At 67.8% G+C, this 19,008-nt stretch carries 23 protein-coding genes and 1 tRNA gene; 10 read left to right on the top strand and 14 right to left on the bottom strand.

Annotation, left to right across the window (positions count from 1 at the left end; genetic code table 11):
• Positions 1 to 4 precede the first annotated feature (4 nt).
• The 5 genes from IEY87_RS05100 (at position 5) to IEY87_RS05120 (ending at position 3,513) form a co-directional block, all read left to right on the top strand.
• Positions 5 to 325 carry a hypothetical protein gene (locus tag IEY87_RS05100; protein WP_225277182.1) on the top strand — a complete coding sequence of 107 codons (321 nt, stop codon included), beginning with the start codon at positions 5 to 7 and terminating at the stop codon, positions 323 to 325.
• A 338-nt stretch (positions 326 to 663) separates the two neighbouring features.
• Positions 664 to 972, top strand: coding sequence for a hypothetical protein (locus tag IEY87_RS45500; protein ID WP_225277181.1), 309 nt, complete (start codon positions 664 to 666; stop codon positions 970 to 972).
• A 2-nt stretch (positions 973 to 974) separates the two neighbouring features.
• Complete coding sequence (locus IEY87_RS05110) at positions 975 to 1,709, top strand: prolipoprotein diacylglyceryl transferase (protein WP_189137344.1); 735 nt, start codon at positions 975 to 977, stop codon at positions 1,707 to 1,709.
• Positions 1,706 to 3,259: a radical SAM protein gene (locus IEY87_RS05115; protein ID WP_189137345.1), complete on the top strand. Its 1,554-nt coding sequence runs from the start codon at positions 1,706 to 1,708 to the stop codon at positions 3,257 to 3,259. The genes IEY87_RS05110 and IEY87_RS05115 overlap by 4 nt, the downstream gene beginning before the upstream one ends.
• On the top strand, positions 3,256 to 3,513 hold the full coding sequence (locus IEY87_RS05120) for a hypothetical protein (RefSeq protein ID WP_189137346.1): 258 nt from the start codon (positions 3,256 to 3,258) through the stop codon (positions 3,511 to 3,513). The genes IEY87_RS05115 and IEY87_RS05120 overlap by 4 nt, the downstream gene beginning before the upstream one ends.
• On the opposite strand, the gene IEY87_RS05125 is transcribed toward IEY87_RS05120, so the two are convergent.
• The 5 genes from IEY87_RS05125 to IEY87_RS05145 are packed head-to-tail and all read right to left on the bottom strand — an operon-like array spanning position 3,497 to position 7,597.
• Positions 3,497 to 4,885, bottom strand: a complete 1,389-nt coding sequence (locus tag IEY87_RS05125; RefSeq protein ID WP_189137347.1) for a hypothetical protein — start codon at positions 4,883 to 4,885, stop codon at positions 3,497 to 3,499. The two genes, IEY87_RS05120 and IEY87_RS05125, sit on opposite strands and share 17 nt — an antisense overlap.
• A complete protein-coding gene (locus IEY87_RS05130) occupies positions 4,882 to 5,367 on the bottom strand; it encodes a SigE family RNA polymerase sigma factor (RefSeq protein ID WP_189137348.1) in 486 nt (161 codons plus the stop codon). The genes IEY87_RS05125 and IEY87_RS05130 overlap by 4 nt, the downstream gene beginning before the upstream one ends.
• Before the next feature lie 54 nt (positions 5,368 to 5,421).
• Positions 5,422 to 5,883, bottom strand: coding sequence for a MaoC family dehydratase (locus tag IEY87_RS05135; RefSeq protein WP_189137349.1), 462 nt, complete (start codon positions 5,881 to 5,883; stop codon positions 5,422 to 5,424).
• An 11-nt stretch (positions 5,884 to 5,894) separates the two neighbouring features.
• A complete protein-coding gene (locus IEY87_RS05140) occupies positions 5,895 to 7,130 on the bottom strand; it encodes a TolB family protein (RefSeq protein WP_189137350.1) in 1,236 nt (411 codons plus the stop codon).
• Positions 7,127 to 7,597, bottom strand: coding sequence for a SigE family RNA polymerase sigma factor (locus IEY87_RS05145; protein WP_225277180.1), 471 nt, complete (start codon positions 7,595 to 7,597; stop codon positions 7,127 to 7,129). Before IEY87_RS05145 ends, IEY87_RS05140 begins: the two co-directional genes overlap by 4 nt.
• Before the next feature lie 234 nt (positions 7,598 to 7,831).
• Here IEY87_RS05145 and IEY87_RS05150 point away from each other — a divergent pair, with 234 nt between their 5' ends.
• A complete protein-coding gene (locus IEY87_RS05150) occupies positions 7,832 to 9,013 on the top strand; it encodes an ATP-binding protein (RefSeq protein WP_189137351.1) in 1,182 nt (393 codons plus the stop codon).
• Between the two features lie 114 nt (positions 9,014 to 9,127).
• On the opposite strand, the gene IEY87_RS05155 is transcribed toward IEY87_RS05150, so the two are convergent.
• The gene (locus IEY87_RS05155; protein WP_225277179.1) at positions 9,128 to 9,919 is read right to left on the bottom strand and encodes a MauE/DoxX family redox-associated membrane protein; all 792 of its coding nucleotides are present in this window, start codon (positions 9,917 to 9,919) and stop codon (positions 9,128 to 9,130) included.
• A gap of 5 nt (positions 9,920 to 9,924) precedes the next feature.
• Positions 9,925 to 10,857 (bottom strand): hypothetical protein, encoded by a 933-nt coding sequence (locus IEY87_RS05160; RefSeq protein WP_189137352.1) that lies wholly within the window; start codon positions 10,855 to 10,857, stop codon positions 9,925 to 9,927.
• 219 nt (positions 10,858 to 11,076) lie between these two features.
• Here IEY87_RS05160 and IEY87_RS05165 point away from each other — a divergent pair, with 219 nt between their 5' ends.
• On the top strand, positions 11,077 to 11,583 hold the full coding sequence (locus IEY87_RS05165) for a SigE family RNA polymerase sigma factor (protein WP_189137353.1): 507 nt from the start codon (positions 11,077 to 11,079) through the stop codon (positions 11,581 to 11,583).
• Here the strand turns inward: IEY87_RS05165 and IEY87_RS05170 are convergent.
• Positions 11,540 to 12,028 (bottom strand): MarR family winged helix-turn-helix transcriptional regulator, encoded by a 489-nt coding sequence (locus IEY87_RS05170; RefSeq protein ID WP_225277178.1) that lies wholly within the window; start codon positions 12,026 to 12,028, stop codon positions 11,540 to 11,542. The genes IEY87_RS05165 and IEY87_RS05170 overlap by 44 nt on opposite strands.
• A 109-nt stretch (positions 12,029 to 12,137) precedes the next feature.
• Here IEY87_RS05170 and IEY87_RS05175 point away from each other — a divergent pair, with 109 nt between their 5' ends.
• Positions 12,138 to 12,698, top strand: a complete 561-nt coding sequence (locus IEY87_RS05175) for a YceI family protein (RefSeq protein WP_189137354.1) — start codon at positions 12,138 to 12,140, stop codon at positions 12,696 to 12,698.
• A 160-nt stretch (positions 12,699 to 12,858) separates the two neighbouring features.
• Positions 12,859 to 12,947, top strand: a tRNA-Ser gene (locus tag IEY87_RS05180).
• Positions 12,948 to 13,356: 409 nt separating this feature from the next.
• On the opposite strand, the gene IEY87_RS05185 is transcribed toward IEY87_RS05180, so the two are convergent.
• The 4 genes from IEY87_RS05185 to IEY87_RS05200 form a co-directional block, all read right to left on the bottom strand.
• A complete protein-coding gene (locus tag IEY87_RS05185) occupies positions 13,357 to 13,641 on the bottom strand; it encodes a hypothetical protein (protein WP_189137355.1) in 285 nt (94 codons plus the stop codon).
• Entirely contained in the window at positions 13,631 to 13,828 is a 198-nt protein-coding gene (locus IEY87_RS05190; protein ID WP_189137356.1) for a hypothetical protein, read from the bottom strand. Before IEY87_RS05190 ends, IEY87_RS05185 begins: the two co-directional genes overlap by 11 nt.
• 185 nt (positions 13,829 to 14,013) lie before the next feature.
• On the bottom strand, positions 14,014 to 15,228 hold the full coding sequence (locus IEY87_RS05195; RefSeq protein ID WP_189137357.1) for a helix-turn-helix domain-containing protein: 1,215 nt from the start codon (positions 15,226 to 15,228) through the stop codon (positions 14,014 to 14,016).
• 250 nt (positions 15,229 to 15,478) lie between these two features.
• Positions 15,479 to 15,844 carry a nuclear transport factor 2 family protein gene (locus tag IEY87_RS05200; RefSeq protein ID WP_225277177.1) on the bottom strand — a complete coding sequence of 122 codons (366 nt, stop codon included), beginning with the start codon at positions 15,842 to 15,844 and terminating at the stop codon, positions 15,479 to 15,481.
• Between the two features lie 144 nt (positions 15,845 to 15,988).
• On the opposite strand from IEY87_RS05200, the gene IEY87_RS05205 reads away from it, so the two are divergent.
• On the top strand, positions 15,989 to 16,603 hold the full coding sequence (locus IEY87_RS05205) for a TetR/AcrR family transcriptional regulator (protein ID WP_225277176.1): 615 nt from the start codon (positions 15,989 to 15,991) through the stop codon (positions 16,601 to 16,603).
• Positions 16,604 to 16,653: 50 nt separating this feature from the next.
• Here the strand turns inward: IEY87_RS05205 and IEY87_RS05210 are convergent, their stop codons facing one another.
• Together IEY87_RS05210 and IEY87_RS05215 are read right to left on the bottom strand one after the other, a co-directional pair.
• Positions 16,654 to 18,003 carry a DUF4303 domain-containing protein gene (locus tag IEY87_RS05210; protein ID WP_189137359.1) on the bottom strand — a complete coding sequence of 450 codons (1,350 nt, stop codon included), beginning with the start codon at positions 18,001 to 18,003 and terminating at the stop codon, positions 16,654 to 16,656.
• A gap of 150 nt (positions 18,004 to 18,153) precedes the next feature.
• Complete coding sequence (locus IEY87_RS05215) at positions 18,154 to 18,993, bottom strand: S1 RNA-binding domain-containing protein (RefSeq protein WP_225277175.1); 840 nt, start codon at positions 18,991 to 18,993, stop codon at positions 18,154 to 18,156.
• Positions 18,994 to 19,008 lie beyond the last annotated feature (15 nt).

A 19,008-nucleotide genomic window follows, 5' to 3' on the forward strand; every position in this document is an offset into this window, starting at 1 on the left:
CGCCGTGAGCACGCCACCGCCTCCGCCGCCCCAGCAGCCTCGTCAAACGGGACTGATCGTCGGGCTGGCGTTCGCGGGGCTCTTCGGTTACGTGGTCGTCAATGTGGTGGTGGGGTTCATCGCCGTGGCCACGGGGTCGAGCGTGGGGGTCGGCATCGCGGCGGCGTTCCTCGCCGCCTTCGCCTTCGGGCTCGGGCTGACGCTGGTGTTCATGCGTAAGCCCTGGTCGCAGGGGCTGGGGATGGGGCTGATGATCGGGTGGGCGCTGGTGTCCATCGTGTCGGCCGGCTTCTGCACAGGGCTCAATCCCGGACTGTACGTCTAGATGACGGCATCGATCGGGCGGCGATCCACGCCCTCTAGCCTGTACGGGATCGGAGGGGAGATCACGTGAGCACACCACCTCGGGAGCCGGACGACCACGGCCAGGACTGGCCCCCGCCTCACCAGGCCCCCCAGGGACCGCCGCCTCCGCAAGGACCCCCCGTACAAGGACCGCCACCCCCGTACGGACAAGGCATGGCCGGGCAAGGGCCGCCGCCCCCGGGGTACGGGCAAGGACCTCCTGGTCAGGGACATCCTGGGCAAGGGCCGCCGCCTCCTCCGTACGGGCAAGGGCCGCAGTGGGGGCCGCCGCCCCCGCCCTCCAATAACTCCACAGGCGTGGCTGTCGGGATGGCCTTCGCCGGTGTCGGCATCTACAGCGCCGTGAACACCGTGCTGGGGTTCTTCATCTTCTTCGCCGCCCTGAGCCAGGGCACCTCCACCAGCGGCGGCCCCAGCCCCTCCGTCTTGGTCGCGGTCGGGGCCGTGATCCTGGTGGTCGTCGGCCTGGTCGCCGGGATCGGGCTGCTGTTCGTCCGTAAGCCCTGGGCGACCGGCATGGGCCTCGGGCTCATGATCGGCTGGGCGCTGTGGTCGATCACGACGGCCGGCTTCTGCACCGGCATCAACCCGGGCCTGTACGGCTGACCATGCTCCCCCTTCACGAAATCTTCGTCGGCCTGGGGGTGCTCGTCGCCTCGGTGGTGTTCGTCCGTGAGGCCCGCCGCCGGGGCGCGCTGAACGAGCAGTCGCTGGTCGCCGTCACCGGAGCGCTGGTCGGCGGCGCGATCGGCATGCGACTGGCCGGCTGGCTGGAGACGCTGAGCCTGGCGGACCTGTGGATGTACGGCTCCCGCAGCATCCTCGGCGGCCTGACCGGCGCGTACGTCGGCGTCCTGATCGCCAAGAAGATCATCGGCTACCGGGAGCGCACCGGCGACCTGTTCGCCCCGGCGGTGGCGCTCGGCATGGCGGTGGGCCGGATCGGCTGCCATCTGACCGAAGCGCCGGGACGGCCCACGCTCCTGCCGTGGGGCGTGCACGCACCGGCATCGACACCGGAGTGCCCCGGCTGCCTGGCCGGGCAGGCGATGCATCCGTCGTTCATCTACGAGATCGTCTTCCATCTGGCCGCGTTCGCCGCCCTGGTCTGGGCACGTAAGCGGCTTACCGTGCCGGGTGAGTTGTTCACGCTCTATCTGGCGGGATATGCCACCTTCCGGTTCCTGGTGGAGTTCACCCGGGCGAACGAGATCCTGTGGCTGGAGCTCACCGGCCCGCAGTGTTTCCTCGTTCCGGGCCTGCTGCTGCTCGGGTTGCGGGTGGCGTACGGCTGGCGACGCGGCCACTACGATCCACTTTTCCAGCGAAAGGTCATGACATGAGCTCAGGAATGGGACTGCGGGGTGACCGCATTCTCCGCTACGTCAACGCGTTCTGCCCGCACTGCCATGGCCAGGACCTCGACCAGGTGGAGCGGCTGAGCGGCTATCTGGCGGCCAGGGACGGCAAGGTGTGGCTGGAGCGCGGGTGCCGCGAGCACGGGCTGGTGCGCACGCTCTACGACGAGGATCCGGAGATTCTCGCGTACCTCGAAGAATGGACCGCTCCCACCAAGGAGCACCTGCCGGATATTTCGGGGAACTTCGCGCCGGTTCCGGCGGCCTACCTCGACGGGCTGCCCGAGATGCAGACCCAGCACACCTGCATCCTCCTGGAGGACATCGCCGAGGCGTGCAACCTGCGCTGCCCCACCTGCTTCGCCGGCAGCTCGCCCGACCTGAGCGGCATCGTCCCGGTCCGTGAGGTGCTCGCCAACATCGACCAGCGGCTGGCCAGAGAGAACGGCCGGCTGGACGTGCTGATGCTGAGCGGCGGCGAGCCGACCCTGCACCCCGAGCTGAAGACGCTCCTCGCCGAGCTGCACGAGCGGCCCATCACCCGCATCCTGATCAACACCAACGGCGTCTTGATCGCCAGGGACGACTCCCTGCTCGACCTGCTCACCGAGCACCGCGAGCGGGTCGAGGTCTACCTGCAGTACGACGGCTCCTCGGCCGAGGCGTCGCGACACCACCGGGGCGGTGACCTGCGCAGACTCAAGGAACAGGCCGTACAACGGCTGTCGGAGCGGGAGATCTTCACCACGCTGGTGATGACCGCCGCCCTGGGCGTGAACGACGGCGAGATCGGCGACGTCGTACGGCTCGCGCTCGACACGCCGTTCATCGGCGGGGTGTCGTTGCAGCCGCAGTTCGGCTCGGGCAGGTCGGGCGCGATCGACGCGATGGACCGGCTCACGCACACCGGCGTGCTCAAGCGGCTCGGCCCGCAGACCAACGGCCTGGTGACCTGGCGCGACCTGACAGCGCTGCCGTGCTCGCACCCGCACTGCTGCTCGGTCGGCTACCTCATCCGCGACGACGCCGAGCAGTGGCGCTCGCTGGTGGCGTTGATCGGCCACGACCGGCTCAAGGAGAACCTGGGCCTGGTCTCCAACCGGATCGCCGACACGGAGATCCCCCGCGAGCTGCGGCTGGCCGTACAGGAGTCGCTGCTCGGGCTGCTGTCGGAGCAGTCGTCGCTGTCGCACCCGCAGGTGGGCGACCTGTGGCGCAACATCTGCGAGAACTGCGACCTCGGCGTGTCCACCCTGCTCACGCTGGCCTCGTCGGCGCTGCCCGGCAGGCGCAAGAAGCTGCGTCGGATGCTCGGTGAGCGGGTGGTGCGGATCACGGTCAAGCCGTTCATGGACATCTCGACGATGATCGAGGAGCGGCTCACGCAGTGCTGCGTGCACGTCGGCACGCGGGCCGCCCAGGATCAGTGCGCGCCGTTCTGCGCGGTGCAGGCGTGGCCGCAGCTGTCGGCCCAGCGGCTGTCCGCGGTGGCGTCGGAGCCGAGGGTACGGCTTCCGCTGGAGGTGATCACGTGACCACCGAGCAGAAGGCGGAGCCGTACGATCCGCTCCGGTTGTGTGTGTACGCGACGATCGCGCTGCTGGCCTGGCTGCTGGGGCCGTGGGCGTTGCTGGGGTTCGCGGGGCTGGGGTTCGCTGGTTATTGGAAGGCGCGGCGAGCCGGGTTGACCCGGAGCAAGTGCGTGCTGCGGGACACCCGGCTCGTGCTGGGCTATCTGGGGCTGCTCGCGCTGGTGGCGGCGGCCGCGATCGTCAACTCGCTGGTTTGATGGCCAGCGTGTTCAGCACCGTGAACTCCTTGCCGCCGCCCCTCTCCGTGCTCTGGCAGGACACGTTCCCCGCAGGGGACGTCGTCCGGCATTCCCGATGCCCCTTCTTGTCCTCGTCCCAGTACATGATCGTGGTGGGCGAGGAGGAGGTGCCGAAGCCGTAACTGGTCGAGCCCTCCGGCGACCTCCTGTGGACGCCGCCGATCTGGCCTGTCGCGGGGTCGTAGACCATTCTCACCGGGATGTAGTCGCCGGCCGGGTCACCGCCAGAAGAGGGTGAGACGAGCGCGAACCGCTCGCCGAGGAGCTCGCCGCCGAAGAATTCCATGCCTTCAGGGAGCTGCTCCTGGTCGGACCCGTCGATCCGTTGCACGACCGTGCGGTCACGTTGCGCGCCGAAGCACCAGTCGGTGGCGCAGGTCAGTTGCGTGGTACCCGGCGCCGCCTCGACGGCCGTCGACTGGCCGGTCTCCAGGTTGACGACGCGGTTCTGGTTCTTCTCCCCGCTCTTGCCGGGCGCGTAGCCGGCCGCCAGGGGCCAGGAGGTCAGGTGGAGGCCGTCGGTGTCGTCGATCTTCTCGGGAGCGCCGCCGGCCAGCGGGATGCGGTAGACGCCGCCCTGGCGCACGGACCAGACGAGGTGATCGTCGGTGACACCGATGCGCTCCACTCGGGACAGGTCGCCGGTGACCTCCCCTACCTGCCGGGCCGTCCCGCCCTCTCTTGGCATGATCCAGAAATCTGCCCATTTATCGCGGTTGTTCGGTGATTCGCCGTACCAGGCGTAGTACTTCTCCCCCACTTCAACGGCCTGGGAGAAGTAGCCCTTCACCCCCTCGGGCGCGGGCATCTCGCCCACGACGCGCGCGGTCCCGGTCGAGGTGTCGTACACCTCCAGGCGTCCCGCCTTCTCGAAGGACGACTCGGCGGTCACCAGCACCTCGGTCGGGCTGATGCCGGTCACCGGGCGATATTTCCAGCCATCGGCGGCCTTGGCGGGCATCTTGACGACGGCCCCGGGCCACACCTCGCCTGCGGGCCGCACCTGCAGACGCGGCTCCCCCACCGTGGGCTTGTCCTCCGTGGGCTCGTCCACCGTGACGGCCGGCTGCGCCTGCCAGCCTCCGCCGGACAGGACGGCCGCCGTACCCCCCGCCACGATCACCACCGCGGCGGTGGCCAGCGCCACCTGCGCCCGCTGCCGGAACCGCCGGGCGCGGCGGCGCGCGGCGACCGCGTGCGACAGCGAGCCGGGCCGCAGCGAGCCGGGCCGCAGCGAGCCGGGCGGCAGCGAGCCCGGCGCCGCGGGCGGCTGCGCGGCCTGGTCGGCGGCGGTGCGCAGGGTCCTGATCAGGTCTTCTTCGCTTCTCATCGCGCCTCCTGCAGCACTCGCTTGATCCGGAGCTTGTCCAGGGCACGGGCGGCCTGACTGCGTACGGTCCCGCGCGAGACGCCGAGGATCCGGGCGATCTCCGCGTCGGGCAGGTCCTCGTAGTAGCGCAGCACGAGCACGGCCCGCATCTTGCGCGGCAGTTCCTGGAGCTCGGCCCACAGGTCGGCGTCGCCGTACTGGTCGACACGGCCGCTCTCCGGCACGGCGGCCACCAGGTCCTCCCGGCGCCGCCGTCGCCACGCGTTGATGTGCAGCCTGACCATGATCGTGCGCACATAGCCCTCGGGGCTGTCCTTCTTGCGTACGCGAGGCCAGGCGTCTCCGAGGCGGGCCAGCGCCTCCTGGACGAGATCGGCCGCATCCTCGGAGTTGCCCGCCAGCACGTAGCCGTACCGGAGGAGCGCGTCGCCCCGGGTTCGGATGAACTCGTCGAAGGCAGCCGTTTCAGCTGTTTGGTCCACGAACCCAGGGACTGTCGAGCGCGCCCTTGTGTTGCATGAGAGGCGAAAGAGGAGTTATTCGGGAGCGGGGACGTACAGGCTGAGGGTCTCGGCGACGCAGGCGGGACGCCGCTCGCCCTCGATCTCGATCGTCATCTTCAGGTTGGACAGGTAGCCGGCGGGGGTGCCCTTGACGTCGGACAGCTCCGCGGTGGCCCTGACCCGCACGCCGACCGGCACCGGCCGGGGGAAGCGGACCTTGTTCAGGCCGAAGTTGACGCCCATCGCGATGCCCTCGACCCGGATGAGCTCGAACATGAACGCCGGAAGCAGCGACAGGCTCAGATAGCCGTGCGCGATCGTCCCGCCGAACGGCCCCTCCTTGGCGCGCTCCACGTCGACGTGGATCCACTGGTGATCGTCGGTGGCGTCGGCGAAGAGGTTGACCTGCTCCTGGGTGATCGTGCGCCACTCCGTCGGGCCGAACTTCTCGCCGACGCTCGCCTTGAGTTCTTGTACGTTCGCGAAGGTCCGCATGAGGTCGAACGCTATTGCGCGGGCGGCACGGCTGCCAAGTTCAGCACCCGGAATTTGTCCGGGTTGTCCCCCTTGCTGGCTCCCCAGTAGAGGATCGTGCTGGGTTCGGAGGACGTTCCGGAGCCGTACCAGGTGCTGGGGTTGTCGATGGTCGCCAGCCTGCCGGTCCGCATGTCGTACACACTGCTGCCTGTCCACAGGAACCGGTCCAGGATGGGATACGGCGTCAGGGGTCCGATATGGACGAGCTTTCGTGTTCGCAGGCTGCCCGTCCCGTCGATGCGCTGCACGAAACCGCCACTCTTGGCGCGGCCGACACACCAGAACGGGGCGCACCGCAAGCCCGTCACATCTTTCTGGGCGGCCACTTCGGAGACGAAGCCGTTCGTCAGGTCCACGACCTTGGTCTGGCCGCGTTCTCTGTCGCCAGGGCCGGAGCCCACGTCGCCGGCCCACGGCCACCTGATCAGGTGCAATCCGTCGCTGCCCGGCAACCGTCGAGGGGTTCCTCCCGTCGAGGGGACTTCCCAGACGCCACCCTGCGCCAGCGACCAGATGACCCTGTCGCCGTTGACCGCGATCTCGTCGATGTCCGCGTCAGGGCCGGTGCGGGTGGTGACGAGCCTGGCTTGCCCGCCTGCCAGGGGCGCCGTCCAGATGTCGCGTACCGGCGTCCCATCAGCCTGCTGGCCGAAGGAGAACCAGGCCATGGTCCGCCCATCGACGGCGGCGGTCTGCGTTATGTACCCCTCCAGGTCCGGATTTTTCGGCACTTCCGTTACTACTCTGGATTTGCCGGAGCTGCTGTCGTAAATCTCGAATCTCCCTGCCCGTTCGAACGACGACTCCGCGCTGAGCAGCACCTCGGTGGCGCTGAGCGCAGTGATCGGCCGGTAGCGCCAGCCATCGGCGTTCTTCGCCGGCATCGTGAACAGCGCCTCGGGCCAGATGTCGGCGGCGCGGACCGTCGAGATCTTCGCCGGAGCCGGCGCGATCGGGCCGCCGGATGGCGGCGCGACGCTCGCGGACGTGGTCACGGCGGGATGCGCGGGAGCGACCTCGCCGCCCCTGAGGGTGACCGCCGTGCCCGTGCTCGCCACCGCGATCACCGCCGCAGCGGCCAGAAGGTGGGTACGTCTCCTGCCGCGCCGCCGCCTGAGCCGTGCCACGCCCGCGATCAGGTCGGGCATCGGGGCATCGTCCGCCCCCCCACGCAGCGCAGTGATCAGGTCGTCCTCGGTCCTCATGTCCGTCTCCTTTCGAGCATCGCAGGTCTGACCCGCAGCGTTTGGAGCGCGCGGAATGCCTGGCTTCGCACCGTTCCACAGGAGATACCAAGGATGTCGGCGATCTCCTGGTCCGGCAGGTCTTCGAAATAGCGCAGCACCAGCACGGTGCGCTGTTTCCTCGGCAGCGAGGCCAGCTCCCGCCAGAGCTCGCCGGTCGCGTGACGGTCGGTGTAGGAGCCTTCGGGCACGTCGTCCGTCAGGTGCTCCCGGCGTCTGCGCCGCCACCAGCTGATGTGCTGACGAGCCATGATCGTGCGTACGTACGCCTCGGGATTGTCCTTGTTGCGCACCCTCCTCCAGGTGTCGCTCAGCTTGAGCAACGCCTCCTGCACCAGGTCGGCGGCGTCATCGGGGTTGCCGGAGAGCACGTAGCCGTATCTGAGTAGGGCGGGCCCCCTGGCGCGGACGAAATCCTCGAACTCCACACCACCCAGACGTTTGAACAGGGCGCCACGTTGCAAACTTCTTTACTCGAAAACATCGCGCAGGTGTTCGAGTGCGCGCTACAGTCTTAGGTACTCGACTCGAACAAGGGTTCGGCCTGGTGGGAGGGGGTGTGTTCGATGACGGCGCTCGCGCTCGCCCCTGCCCGGACACGCCGTAGGCCTTTCTTCCCGAATCTAAGACGGCCGCTATATCCGGCAATAGAGTCCGAGAGCGTGGACCCTGTGCGCAATCCCTATGCCCCCGGAGCCGGTCAGCGTCCGCCGGAGCTCGCCGGGCGCGATCGCGAGCTGCAGCAGTTCGAGGTCGTGCTGGAGCGGGTGGCCCGCGGCCGTCCCGAGCGCAGCATGGTCATCACCGGCCTGCGCGGCGTCGGCAAGACCGTCCTGCTCAACACCTTCAAGTCCATGGCGATCCAGCGGCTGTGGGGCACGGGCAAGATCGAGGCCCGGCCCGACCAGTCGATCCGCCGTCCCGTCGCCGCCGCCCTGCACATGGCGATCCGCGAGCTGGCCCCCCGGCATCGCGCGCCGGAGCGCATCGAGGAGTTCCTCGGTGTGCTCAAGGCGTTCGCCATGCGCGATCCGGCCGCGGCCAAGGGCACCTCGCACTGGTCCCCCGGGATCGAGGTGCCCGCCAGCCGGGGCCGGGCCGACTCCGGCGACCTGGAGATCGACCTCACCGAGTTGTTCGTCGACGCCTCGGCCGTGGCGACCGATCTCGGCGTCGGCATCGCCCTGTTCATCGACGAGATGCAGGACGTGCAGGCCGCCGACGTCTCGGCGCTCTGCGCCGCCTGCCACGAGCTGTCCCAGTCGGGTGGCCCGCTGATCGTGGTCGGCGCCGGGCTGCCGCATCTGCCGAGCGTGCTGTCGGCCAGCAAGAGCTATTCCGAGCGGCTCTTCCGCTACGCGCGCATCGACAAGCTCGACCGTGAGGCGGCCGACCTGGCGCTGATCCTGCCGGCGCGCGAGGAGGAGGTCGAGTTCACCCAGGAGGCGCTAGACGCCCTCTACGACGCCGCCGACGGCTACCCCTACTTCGTCCAGGCCTATGGCAAGGTCGCCTGGGACCTGGCGCCGCGCACCCCGATCACCCTCGACGACGTCAAGGTGTCGACCCCCGAGGCCGAGGAGGAGCTCGCCGTTGGCTTCTTCGGCAGCCGCTACGAGCGCGCCACCCCCGCCGAGCGCGACTATATGCACGCCATGGCGGAGATCGGCGACGAGCCGGTCCCCACCGCCGAGGTGGCGGAGGCGCTGGGGCGCAAGCCGTCCAGCTTGTCCCCCGCCCGCGACAGCCTCATCAAGAAGGGGCTGATCTACAGTGCCGAGCGCGGCCTGATCGCGTTCACCGTGCCGCACTTCGGGAGGTTCCTGCGTGCCCAACCGGTCTGAGCGGCACCCCTAGATCTCTATTGGGCTGTCTAGTGGGGAAGCTAGATAGCCCAATAGAGCTATATCGTCATGCCCGTCGAGGGACCGTCGAGGGATGTCTAGCCTGCTCTAGCGTCACACCGATACGGGCTTATACACCGGCAGAGGCTTGCTGTCCTCCGAGCCGACCACCGCGACCCGCACCGTCGGCCGGCGCCCGGCCAGCGAGACGGCGAAGACCACGTCGTGCTCGTCGTGGTTGCGGAAGGCGAAGAAGCGCCAGCACAACTCGCGCCAGCTGTCGTACGGCTCGGCCGTGCTCAGGTGCGCCTCGTGGGCCTGCCAGGCCTCACTCGACCTGAGCCGCGTCAGCGTGACGCTCTCGGCCGGGCCACGGCGCTGCTCGCAGGGCGCTCGATAGCGGGCCCGCTCGGCCAGCGTCTCGATCTCCGGCGACAGCAGCGCGAGCACGACCACGCCGGCGAGCAGATACTCCCAGGACGGATGCGCGAAGGCCAGCCAGCCCGGCCCCTCGGCCCACACCGACATCCCCGCCATACCGGTCAGCACGACGGTCCGGCCTATCGACCGCCACCCGACCGGCGCCGAGCTGACCTCGCCGAAGCACCCACAGCCGGCATCGGGCCGCCGCCTGCGCAGCTCGAGGAGGATGTACGTGGACATGGCGCAGAAAGCCACCGTCGCCCATCGGAAGAGCGGGTGGGCGGTGACCAGCAGCCCGGCGGCCAGCCCGGCCTCCGCCACCGCGCAGCAGAGCAGCGCCGCCCGCCGGAAGCGATCGGGCACCAGGACCGCGGGACCCAACTGGGCCAACGTCCCCGGCGAGCCCGACCGTATGGCAGCGATCTTGGCGACCGTCCCCAGGCTCAGCAGGACGATCAGGACCGGCAGTTGTGATGCCAGCACGTGCGTCACCCCCATCCGATCTGCGCGTTGAAACACCCGTCGATCAGCTCGCCGCCCAGCTCCACGAAGGAGGCGGGGGCGAGCTCCGCGATCCGGCCGCGCGGCGAGGTGCCGCACTGGACACATCGGTCGCAGAAGCGGCCCGCCACGCAGCCGCACGCCACGATCGGCATGCTCGCCGACCGGCTCGCGCACACGTTCCGCACATGAAGCAGTGACCCGATGGCAAGGTACGGCAGGCCCGCGCACGACATGCCCGCATCGGGGCAGGCGGCGTCGGAGGGCTCCACCATCGGGTAGGCGGCGCCCCGCTCCTCGGCGTCGAAGATGTCGGACCAGGTGATGGTGCCGGAGATGTTCGGTTGCATCCCGGTGTAGGGAGGCGGGGGTGCGGGGTGCGACGGCTGCGAGGTCGCCGGGAGCAGCGCCAGGGACACGCCGTCCTTCCGCACGCCGATCGCATCGAAGAGGTAGCCCGGCTCGAACTGCGGATGGCGCACCCGCAGGCGACCGCTGGCGCGGTAGGGGATGATGGCCGTCCGCCGGCCGCGATGCGGGCCGCAGTCGAGCTTGACCGTGATGTCCTTACGGCCGTCGATTGACACGATCGTCCCGGTCAGGCGGATGGTGTCGGCCCAGATGCGCTCCACCACCCGGCCGTCGCGCAGCGCTCGCATCGTCACGCGGGCCCCGACGGGAAGGTCTCCGGGCGGGGTGTCGCCGCCGTGCCAGGCGGTCGCCCACGGCGCGATGATCAACCGCTCTTCGCCGCCCTCAGGGGTCTCGACCACGATCAAATGAGGGCTGATGTCGCGAATCTCCCCTGTGACCGCGCGCAGCGGCTCGCCGTCCTCGGCCCCCGTGCTCGGGGCGGCCGGCTCCCGGCCCAGCACCGCTGCCGCGAGCACCCGGCGATGCTCGACGCTCGGATGGCTCATCGGCTCCTCCCCTCGTCCCGGGTACTAGGGTCACACGACTCCGAAGGGGCTCGCGCCGTACGGCACAGAAGAGAGCAAAATACGCATCCCCCAGGGAAGGAGATGACATCCGGCGACGTACAAACCGCCACCAACCTTGACCTACCTTTATCGTCGGCGGGCCGAATCCTGAATTGCGGTTCAGTCAGAACAGAGCATCCGGCTGCGATTCTGGCCACGATGCAGACCACCGGCTTCGACGAGGAGTTCCGTGCGTACGTACAGGCGCGCGGGCCGGCACTGCTGCGCGCCGCCAAGCAGCTCACCGGTCATCCGCTGGACGCGGAGGATCTCCTGCAGAACGCGCTGACCCGTACGTTCCTGGCGTGGGATCGCATTCAGGACCGGGGCGCGCTCGACGGGTATGTGCGGCGGGCGATGGTCAACATCAACATCTCCCAGTGGCGCCGGCGCAAGCTGGAGGAGTATCCCTCCGACGAACTGCCCGAGGTCGCGGGCGTGGTGGAAACCCCCTGCGACATGCAGGAACGGCTCGAACAGGCGTTGCAGCGGCTGCCTGAGCGGATGCGCGCCGCGATCGTGCTGCGTTACTACGAGGACATGACGGAGCCGGAGATCGCGCGCACTCTGGGGATCAGCGTCGGCACGGTGAAGAGCACGGTGTCGCGGGCGATGGCCAAGCTCAGATCCGAGCTGGGGATTCCGCGTCGCCCGCCCCCGCCGTAGCGCAGGGCCGTACGACGTCCCTGATCTTACGGAGAGTGGCGAGGAACGACTCCAGCTCCGCCGAGCCGAGCACCCCGGTCAGGATGTCGTCGATGTCCGCGAGGTGTCGCGGCAGCACCTCCTGGAGCTTGTCCCGCCCGGCGTCGGTGAGGGTGGCGTAGGAGGCCCGCCGGTCGGTGTCGCAGCCCTGCCTGCGGACCAGACCGTCACGTTCCAAACGGTCGACGACTCGCGTCACGCCACTGGTGGACAGGCCCGTCTGGGCTGATAGATCGGTCATCCGGAGCCGCTGCTGTGGCGAGCGTCCGAGCCTGATCAACGTCTCGAAATCGATCTCTGACAGTCCGGCCGCGCCGAAAACGGGCTGCATCCGGGCCGTCACTCCGGCATGGACCTCCGCCAGGAGGCCCATGGCCGTGAGCCGGGGGTCGTCAATGTGCGTCACGTTCACACTCTAACCGACGTTAGTTGACGTGCGGAATATTCCTCGTGTAGAAGTTCGTTGTAGCAAACATCCGCACCGCAAGCTTCTTGTTCCTCGGAGGGACCCCACTATGAGCACCACCACCTGGAACGGCCTGACCATCCCCGCCGCAGGCACCTACACGATCGACGTCGCCCACACCCGGGTCGGCTTCACGGTCAAGCACATGATGGTCAGCAAGGTACGTGGCGACTTCACCGACTTCGCCGGCTCGGTCACGGTCGCCGAGAACCCGCTTGAGTCGACGGCCGAGCTCACCATCAAGACCGAGAGCATCAACACGCAGGCCCCCGACCGTGACGGCCACCTGCGCAGCGACGACTTCCTGTCCGCGGAGAAGTTCCCGGAGATCACCTTCCGGAACGGCCGCGTCACCAGCCACTCGGGCGACGAGTTCACCGTCGTCGGCGACCTCACGATCCGCGAGACCACCAAGGAAGTCGAGCTCACCGTCGAGCACGGTGGCGTCGGCACCAACCCGTGGGGCGGCGTCGTCTGGGGCTTCTCGATCACCACCGAGATCGACCGCGAGGACTTCGGCCTCACCTGGAACCAGGCCCTGGAGACCGGCGGCGTCCTGGTGGGCAAGAAGATCAAGATTGAGATCGAGGGCGAGGCGAACCCCGCCTAAGCTGGTTATCCACAGCCTCAAGCCCGCTCCAGCAGGAGCGGGCTTTGTCCACAGCCACTTATGCACAGGCTGTGGACAACTGTTGAGGGAGACGCGCCTGCCAACCGCTTTGCTGCGTTGCCAGAAGGCCGGTACGCTGTCCTGAGCCGCGTGGCTACCGGGAGGATTCGCCTAGTCAGGTCTATGGCGCCGCACTGCTAATGCGGTTTGGTGGCAACACCATCCGGGGTTCAAATCCCCGATCCTCCGCAGGTCGAAGGGCCCTTCTTCGGAAGGGCCTTTTTGCTGTGCCCTGCTCCCCCACCCCTTGACCATCTGAGCCCTTGGCCGTCTACGCCCACCCGCCCGCGAGGGCCTCGCTGGCGCTCGGGCTGTCCTTCTTGGGCGCGCCGTCGGCGCGCTGCCTTCCTTGACGCTGATCAAATATCCACTCAGAGCGTCAAGGATCTTCGATGACCCGTCCGTAAGGGATGGGGCAGCCCAATGACCGAGCCCCGGCTTGCCGTAAAGCCGAATGGCCTCCGCGTCACGGTGGAGTCCTTCAGGCGCTTCTTGTCTGCCACCCACGTATCGAGCCGCCGTCCGAAGGGCACCATGCGGTCGGGCAGCTCGACGTACCCGACCGCCACGACGATGGGATGCGGGACGGCCGAACTACTCACGGGAGGGAGTCAGTACGCACACCGCGCCACGTTCGTGGAGCGTCGCGAGGCGCGTGATTCTCGCTGTGGTGGGCGAAGACGAGCTTGTCCCAGACCGCCCGCGTCTCGCTGTAGACGCCACGCCCTGTCTCCTCGTCGCCGTTCCCCATGGAGCGGAGGATGACGAACAGGCCACCCTGGCACACCCACTCAAAGGCACCACAACAGGACGTCTCCGTGACCCGCAGACGGCCGTATCCGGGCTGGTAGGGCTCCCACATGACGACCGGGTCAGCAGTCATCGGCGGCCTCGATCAGGCCCGCCGCACCACGCCTCACGCGGACCAGTACGCGGCCATAGACGTAACGGGGATAGCCGACCATCGGGTCGAGCCGGGCAGATCGGATGACACCGTAGGCCCCGTTGTCTGGCATGGACAGCATGGCGGTCACGAGGCGCAGACGAGCGACCAGGGGCTGATCGGTCACGCCCAGGACGGTACGGCCGGTGCTGCCGCAGGCGTCCCAGACGTACAGGCCTCCTGGCTCACCAACGATGCTCGTAAGGGGCGTCACTTCATGGCTTGGCACGCTGCCACTGTCGCGCCAACTCCCCATGGGCACGGGTAAGGACCATACCCATAGGCAGATAGGTACAGTACGTACCCATGCAGTTACGCTACGGGATCGAGGGGCAGCTTACGTGCCAGTTCCCGGGCGTCTTCGCGGACCGTCGCGCCGCCTACCGTCACCAACTCCTGTACGACAGCGCGAGTGAACAGGTTGTAGGCGATCGTGTCCGGGGCGATGGCATAGGCCCTGTTGAGCAGATGCACGACGGCCAGTGGCTCGCGCTTGAGGTGATAGGCACGGGCGATCTCGATGGTGTGGAAGGACCGGCGCGTCGCCGAGGGCATTGTCAGGGCGAGCCGGTCAGCCTGCCGTACGGCCTCATGAGCGTCCGTGAGATCGGCGTACATCGTGACCGCGTAGGCGTCGACTGTCTCCCTCCCGAACAGCAGCCACGGATGATGTGCGCTGAGCGAGCGGGCCGCGCGGTCGGCGTGATCCCAATGGCGCTCGGCGTCGCCTCGGTGCCCGGTCTTGGCGTACGACAACGCGATGGCCAGGTGGAGCAGCCCCCACAGGGACCGGTCCTGCTCACTGTCGTCCGGCCGCAACTCGGCTGCGGCGTGGTGGGCGAGGTCGATGCGCGCTTCGGCTGCTTCGCCTGCGTCGCGGTAGACATGGTTCATGTACCAGGCTGCGGCGGCCACCGCCTGGGGGTCGTCAGCCTCCTGAGCGGCGAGCATGGCGCGGTCGCCGGCCAGCAGGATCAGGTGGGGCACAGGCTGGAAGGACAGGTAGAGCTGCACGAGGTGGTACACCTGCGCGAGCGCGACCAGGGCTGCCCGTCGATCAGGGCCCTCCAGCAGCCGCGCTGAGATCCGGGCGTCCTGCAGCAGGCGCGGCAGGATGGTGGCGACGGCGCTGCGGTGCTGGGGCGATCCGTGCCAGACCATCCAGGCTTGGGAGACGTTGGCGGCCAACGTCGCCGGCAGCACCGGCTCCTGGTCTCTGGAGACGAACGGGTAGTCGACGACACCGGCCGCGATGCGGTCGATCTGTTCGTGGCGTCGCCTGCCGTAGACAGTGCTGGTGATGCGCTGCTCGCCGGTCAGGTCACCAAGGTCCGTCACGTCGAGAATCTCGGCCAGGCGGATCAGCAGCTGGAGCCGCGGCATCAGCAACCGGCCCGTCTCGATCGCCTTGACCCATTCGGCGGATCGTCCGCACAGCTCGCCGAGGACGGATCGGGTCATGCCCGCGCGGTCGCGGTAGTAACGGACTCGGTCGCCGAAGGTGCCCGGCGTGTTGCCGTCGTTCAAGGCTCCGCTCCTTCTGAGGCTCCAATCTCAGTATGGGCGCAGAGCCTTCTTTTATGGGGCTCTCGGTATGGGGAAGTGCCGGGTCTTCGCCGACACCGCCTCACCCACGGGCGACTTCGAGGACGAGCACCAGGAGCAGACCCGCCGCTACAGCTTGCTGCCTCGCTCTCCTGTTTCCTGCCTACGAGCTTCCCGTTCTGCGGCCTCGCACTTCTGAGTCGCCCTCTCAGCTGTGACTCGCTCATGCAAATCACCCCCGAATGGCCTGGTCATCCGTGGCCGGGCTCGTGCGAGTCAGTTGGGTGACCCAGCGCAGCCGTCCGTCATCGGCGAGTCGGCCGAACATGTAGATCTCGGTGGCGATGACGTTCCCCTTGCGCATTGACGCGATCAGCCGGTAACGCGCGGCGACCCGGTCGCCATCGACAATTGCCTCGTCCACCTCTACCTGAACGGCAGTCGCCCGCTTGCGAGCGGGGCGGATGTGGTCGAGCAGCCGCTTCCGGTCAAGGAGAATCCCATCGTTGACGAGCTCGTAATCGGATGTGTGATACCGATCCATGACCGTTTCCGGCTCCTCGTCGCCGAAGGTGACTTCGTGGGGGTAGCGGGTCAAGTACCCAGCCAGATCAGTCGCGGGCGTTATGTGCGGGCCGGCCATGCGTACCTCCGGAAGTGTGGTCGGCGCGATGCGAGCGCGCCCCTTGCTTATCTCTGACAGCCATGTCCAAGGTATCGCCATAGATTACCCTTGACAACTGTGTCTGAGATAAGCAGCAACAGGCCCAGGCGTCGTCGCCGTTCCGACGCCGACCGCAGCGCCACCTCCGTGCTCGGGGCAGCGGTAAGGGTGCTCGGTCAGCGGCCCGACGCGAGCGTGGAAGAGATTGCGGCCGCGGCGGGGGTGGCCCGCCAAACGGTCTACGCCCACTACCCCTCGCGGCAAGCGCTGCTGAGCGCGGTGATCGACCAGATCACGGATGACGCAATCGCCGCGATCGACGCCGCCGACATCGACGCCGGCCCGGCGACCGCAGCTCTCTTGCGATGGCTGGACACCAGTTGGCACCTCTTGGAGCGATATCCGTTACTGCTGCACCCGTCGGTAGCGACGATCGACCCGCAGAAGTCCTACGAGAGGCACGTTCCGATCACCGACCGGCTGCAGAGGCTGATCCGACGCGGCCAGGACAGCGGGGAGTTCGACCCCGCTCTCTCGCCAATCTGGCTGCTGACGGCCACGATGGCCCTTGGACATGCGGCCGGGGACGAGGTGGCCGCCGGCCGGATGACCTCCGCGCAGGCCGGCAAAGCACTGCGAGAGAGCGTCCGGCGCCTGTACATGACGGCCAATCCGCAGCACATCAACGAATGACTTCGCCCACCGGGGTTCCGCCGCCGGTGGTCACTCCCAGCCGCCGCAGCTCATTGGCTCAGTTCGTCCAGCCAGCGTTGCGCGGTGGCGCGTACGTTGGGATCTGAATCGTGGAGCGCCTGGCGGCCTGTCTCGGCGCAGTGCCGGGCGTCGTGTTTCCACCACTGCAGGGACAAGATTGCAAGACGGCGAGTAGCAGAGTCGGGATCGTTGACGACGACCGCGGTGAGACAAGGGATGACCTGCCGACCTACAACGGCGCCGAGGGCGCGTTCACCGAGGACACAGACGGAATGGCGACGGACCACAGGGTGTGGCGAGCGCAGAGCGTCGATCGCGGTCCCGACTTCCTCGGCCCGGATCGTGCAATAGCTCGATCCCGGGCTCAGCCGCTCGGAAACGGCTTCACTCAGCTCTACGTGGTCCGTCAGGAACCTCTCCAGCGGGCTGTAGTCGAGGAGAGGTGGCGATGTCGCCTGATCGCGAAATGACGAATACGGCGCTGACACTGCGGCGACCACTACCTCGCTGGGAAGGTCGGGGGCGACCAGTACGATGTCCAGCCGGTCTAGGCGCGACAGGGCAGCCGCGACCCAGTTCTGGTCTGCGCCAGTGGTGCGCCTCAGTGCGTGGGTAAGTGCCTCGATCACCTCGTCGGAGGCGTAGCCGATGTCAGCGAGCAGCTTCGCTGCCCTCCACCGGTCCGGGCCTTGGATCAACAGGTCGGTCAGAACCGGGAGCGCGACAGGGCCGAGGTCGCGCAGCCTCCTCTCTGCATTCTCCGGACCAATTAGGCCGCCCCCATCGCTGAGCGCTCGGGCGTAGTGGACGGCACGGTCCGCTGGTTCCTTAGCCTCCAGTTCGGTGGTCACGGCTGCCGCCTGGTCGTAGCCGGGAAATAGACGCTGCAGCTCGCGCTCGCCCAGGATGCGGCGCAGGAGCTGTTCCTCCTCATCGTCGTCGGTCAGTAGCACCACCACGAACTGCCGGTCGGTCGCCCCAGCTGCGAGCAACTGTTTGCGGGCGCGTGTGCACACCCGGGTGAGGACCATCAGGTACCTGGCGAAGGTCCGTTCCCAATGCCGTGTCGAGCTTCGACCGGCCTCGTCGGTCAGCGTCTGCTCCCACTGCCTCCAGCGGCCTTCCGGCAACCATTCAAACCACTGGGTGTCCCAATCAGGCACGCTCCAGAGCAGATCTTCATCCCTGGCCACCTCCTCCTCAGAGACGGCGCCCAGCATCGGCAGCCCGATCACACCATCGGTTTCGGCATAGATCTCGGCCAGCCCAGCCGCATACAGCCGATCACCCGCGGAGGCGCGCTCAGCCACCTTCACGACGACGCCTGCCACCAGTTCGTCCTCAAACGCCGCCCAATCCAAGCCCGCCACCATCCTCATGCTCTCGCCGCAGCCTGCAGATCAGGCATCCACAAACCGTGCCGCACAAGCTAGGCCATCTTTGAGAATGCCGCCGAAAACGATGCGGTGCACCTTGAGGATTGTGCTTGTGGACAGGCCCTTGTCCGTGCTGCCCCCGTCCAGGTGCCATCAAGGCGATAGGGGATCAGAACCAGCCTTCTTGCGTGAGAGGAGCAATCGGCGGGCGTCGCGATCTAGGCTGATGATGGTCACCTTGACGCGGTCGCCGACCTGAACGACCTGTTCCGGGGTCTCGACAGGCATGGAGACGAGCTCATCCAAGGGCACCAGGCCCTCGATGCCTTCTACGACTCTGACGAAGACTCCGAACGGGACGAGCTTGGTTACGGTTCCGCAGAACTCTTGTCCCTCGCGAGCCGCGTCGGCGAACCTCTGGAAAGGATCAGGCTGAAGTGCGCGAAGGGAGAGCCTGGCTTCGCCGTGTGTGGTATCAAAGCAGAGAACGGAGCAGGTGACCCGCTGTCCTACCTCGACGACCTCAGAGACCTCATCGAAATGTCGCCAGGACAGCTGAGGGATCGAGATGAAACCTACTCCTGGATAGACGGGATGCGGCGGCCCATCATCCAGCGCCACGAACACACCAAAGCGCTGCACCTCTGCCACTTTGCCGCTGAGTACCTCGCCAGGGCGGAGTCCTTTCAGGAATGCCCAGAGTTCGGGATTCTCGGTCGCGGCCAGAGACAGGCCGATCCTTCCCCGTTCCTCATCGACATCGATCACTTCGGCGGTGACGCGCCGGCCGACCTGTATGACCCCGTCCGGCAGACGACACCAGGAGACGTCCAAAGGCCCGATGTCCGCCGAGGCCAGACTCAGCCGCCCGTCGAGCCTCACCGCGGCCCCGTGAGGACGTCCCACCTGCGTGATCGTCCCCGAGACGATGTCGCCGACCCGAACCGCCCTCAAGATCTCCACTATGTCTTGATCGTTCGTCGGTCTGGCCACACTGCTCACTTTGTC

The organism is Nonomuraea glycinis (assembly GCF_014646515.1).
GTDB classification, from domain to species: domain Bacteria; phylum Actinomycetota; class Actinomycetes; order Streptosporangiales; family Streptosporangiaceae; genus Nonomuraea; species Nonomuraea glycinis.

Bases quoted from the DNA above. Each gene is read 5' to 3' on its own strand.
- IEY87_RS05110 (WP_189137344.1), top strand. From the start codon at position 975: ATGCTCCCCCTTCACGAAATCTTCGTCGGCCTGGGGGTGCTCGTCGCC.
- IEY87_RS05115 (WP_189137345.1), top strand. From the start codon at position 1,706: ATGAGCTCAGGAATGGGACTGCGGGGTGACCGCATTCTCCGCTACGTC.
- IEY87_RS05125 (WP_189137347.1), bottom strand. From the start codon at position 4,885: ATGAGAAGCGAAGAAGACCTGATCAGGACCCTGCGCACCGCCGCCGAC.
- IEY87_RS05135 (WP_189137349.1), bottom strand. From the start codon at position 5,883: ATGCGGACCTTCGCGAACGTACAAGAACTCAAGGCGAGCGTCGGCGAG.
- IEY87_RS05140 (WP_189137350.1), bottom strand. From the start codon at position 7,130: ATGAGGACCGAGGACGACCTGATCACTGCGCTGCGTGGGGGGGCGGAC.
- IEY87_RS05160 (WP_189137352.1), bottom strand. From the start codon at position 10,857: ATGAGCCATCCGAGCGTCGAGCATCGCCGGGTGCTCGCGGCAGCGGTG.
- IEY87_RS05165 (WP_189137353.1), top strand. From the start codon at position 11,077: ATGCAGACCACCGGCTTCGACGAGGAGTTCCGTGCGTACGTACAGGCG.
- IEY87_RS05175 (WP_189137354.1), top strand. From the start codon at position 12,138: ATGAGCACCACCACCTGGAACGGCCTGACCATCCCCGCCGCAGGCACC.
- IEY87_RS05185 (WP_189137355.1), bottom strand. From the start codon at position 13,641: ATGACTGCTGACCCGGTCGTCATGTGGGAGCCCTACCAGCCCGGATAC.
- IEY87_RS05210 (WP_189137359.1), bottom strand. From the start codon at position 18,003: ATGAGGATGGTGGCGGGCTTGGATTGGGCGGCGTTTGAGGACGAACTG.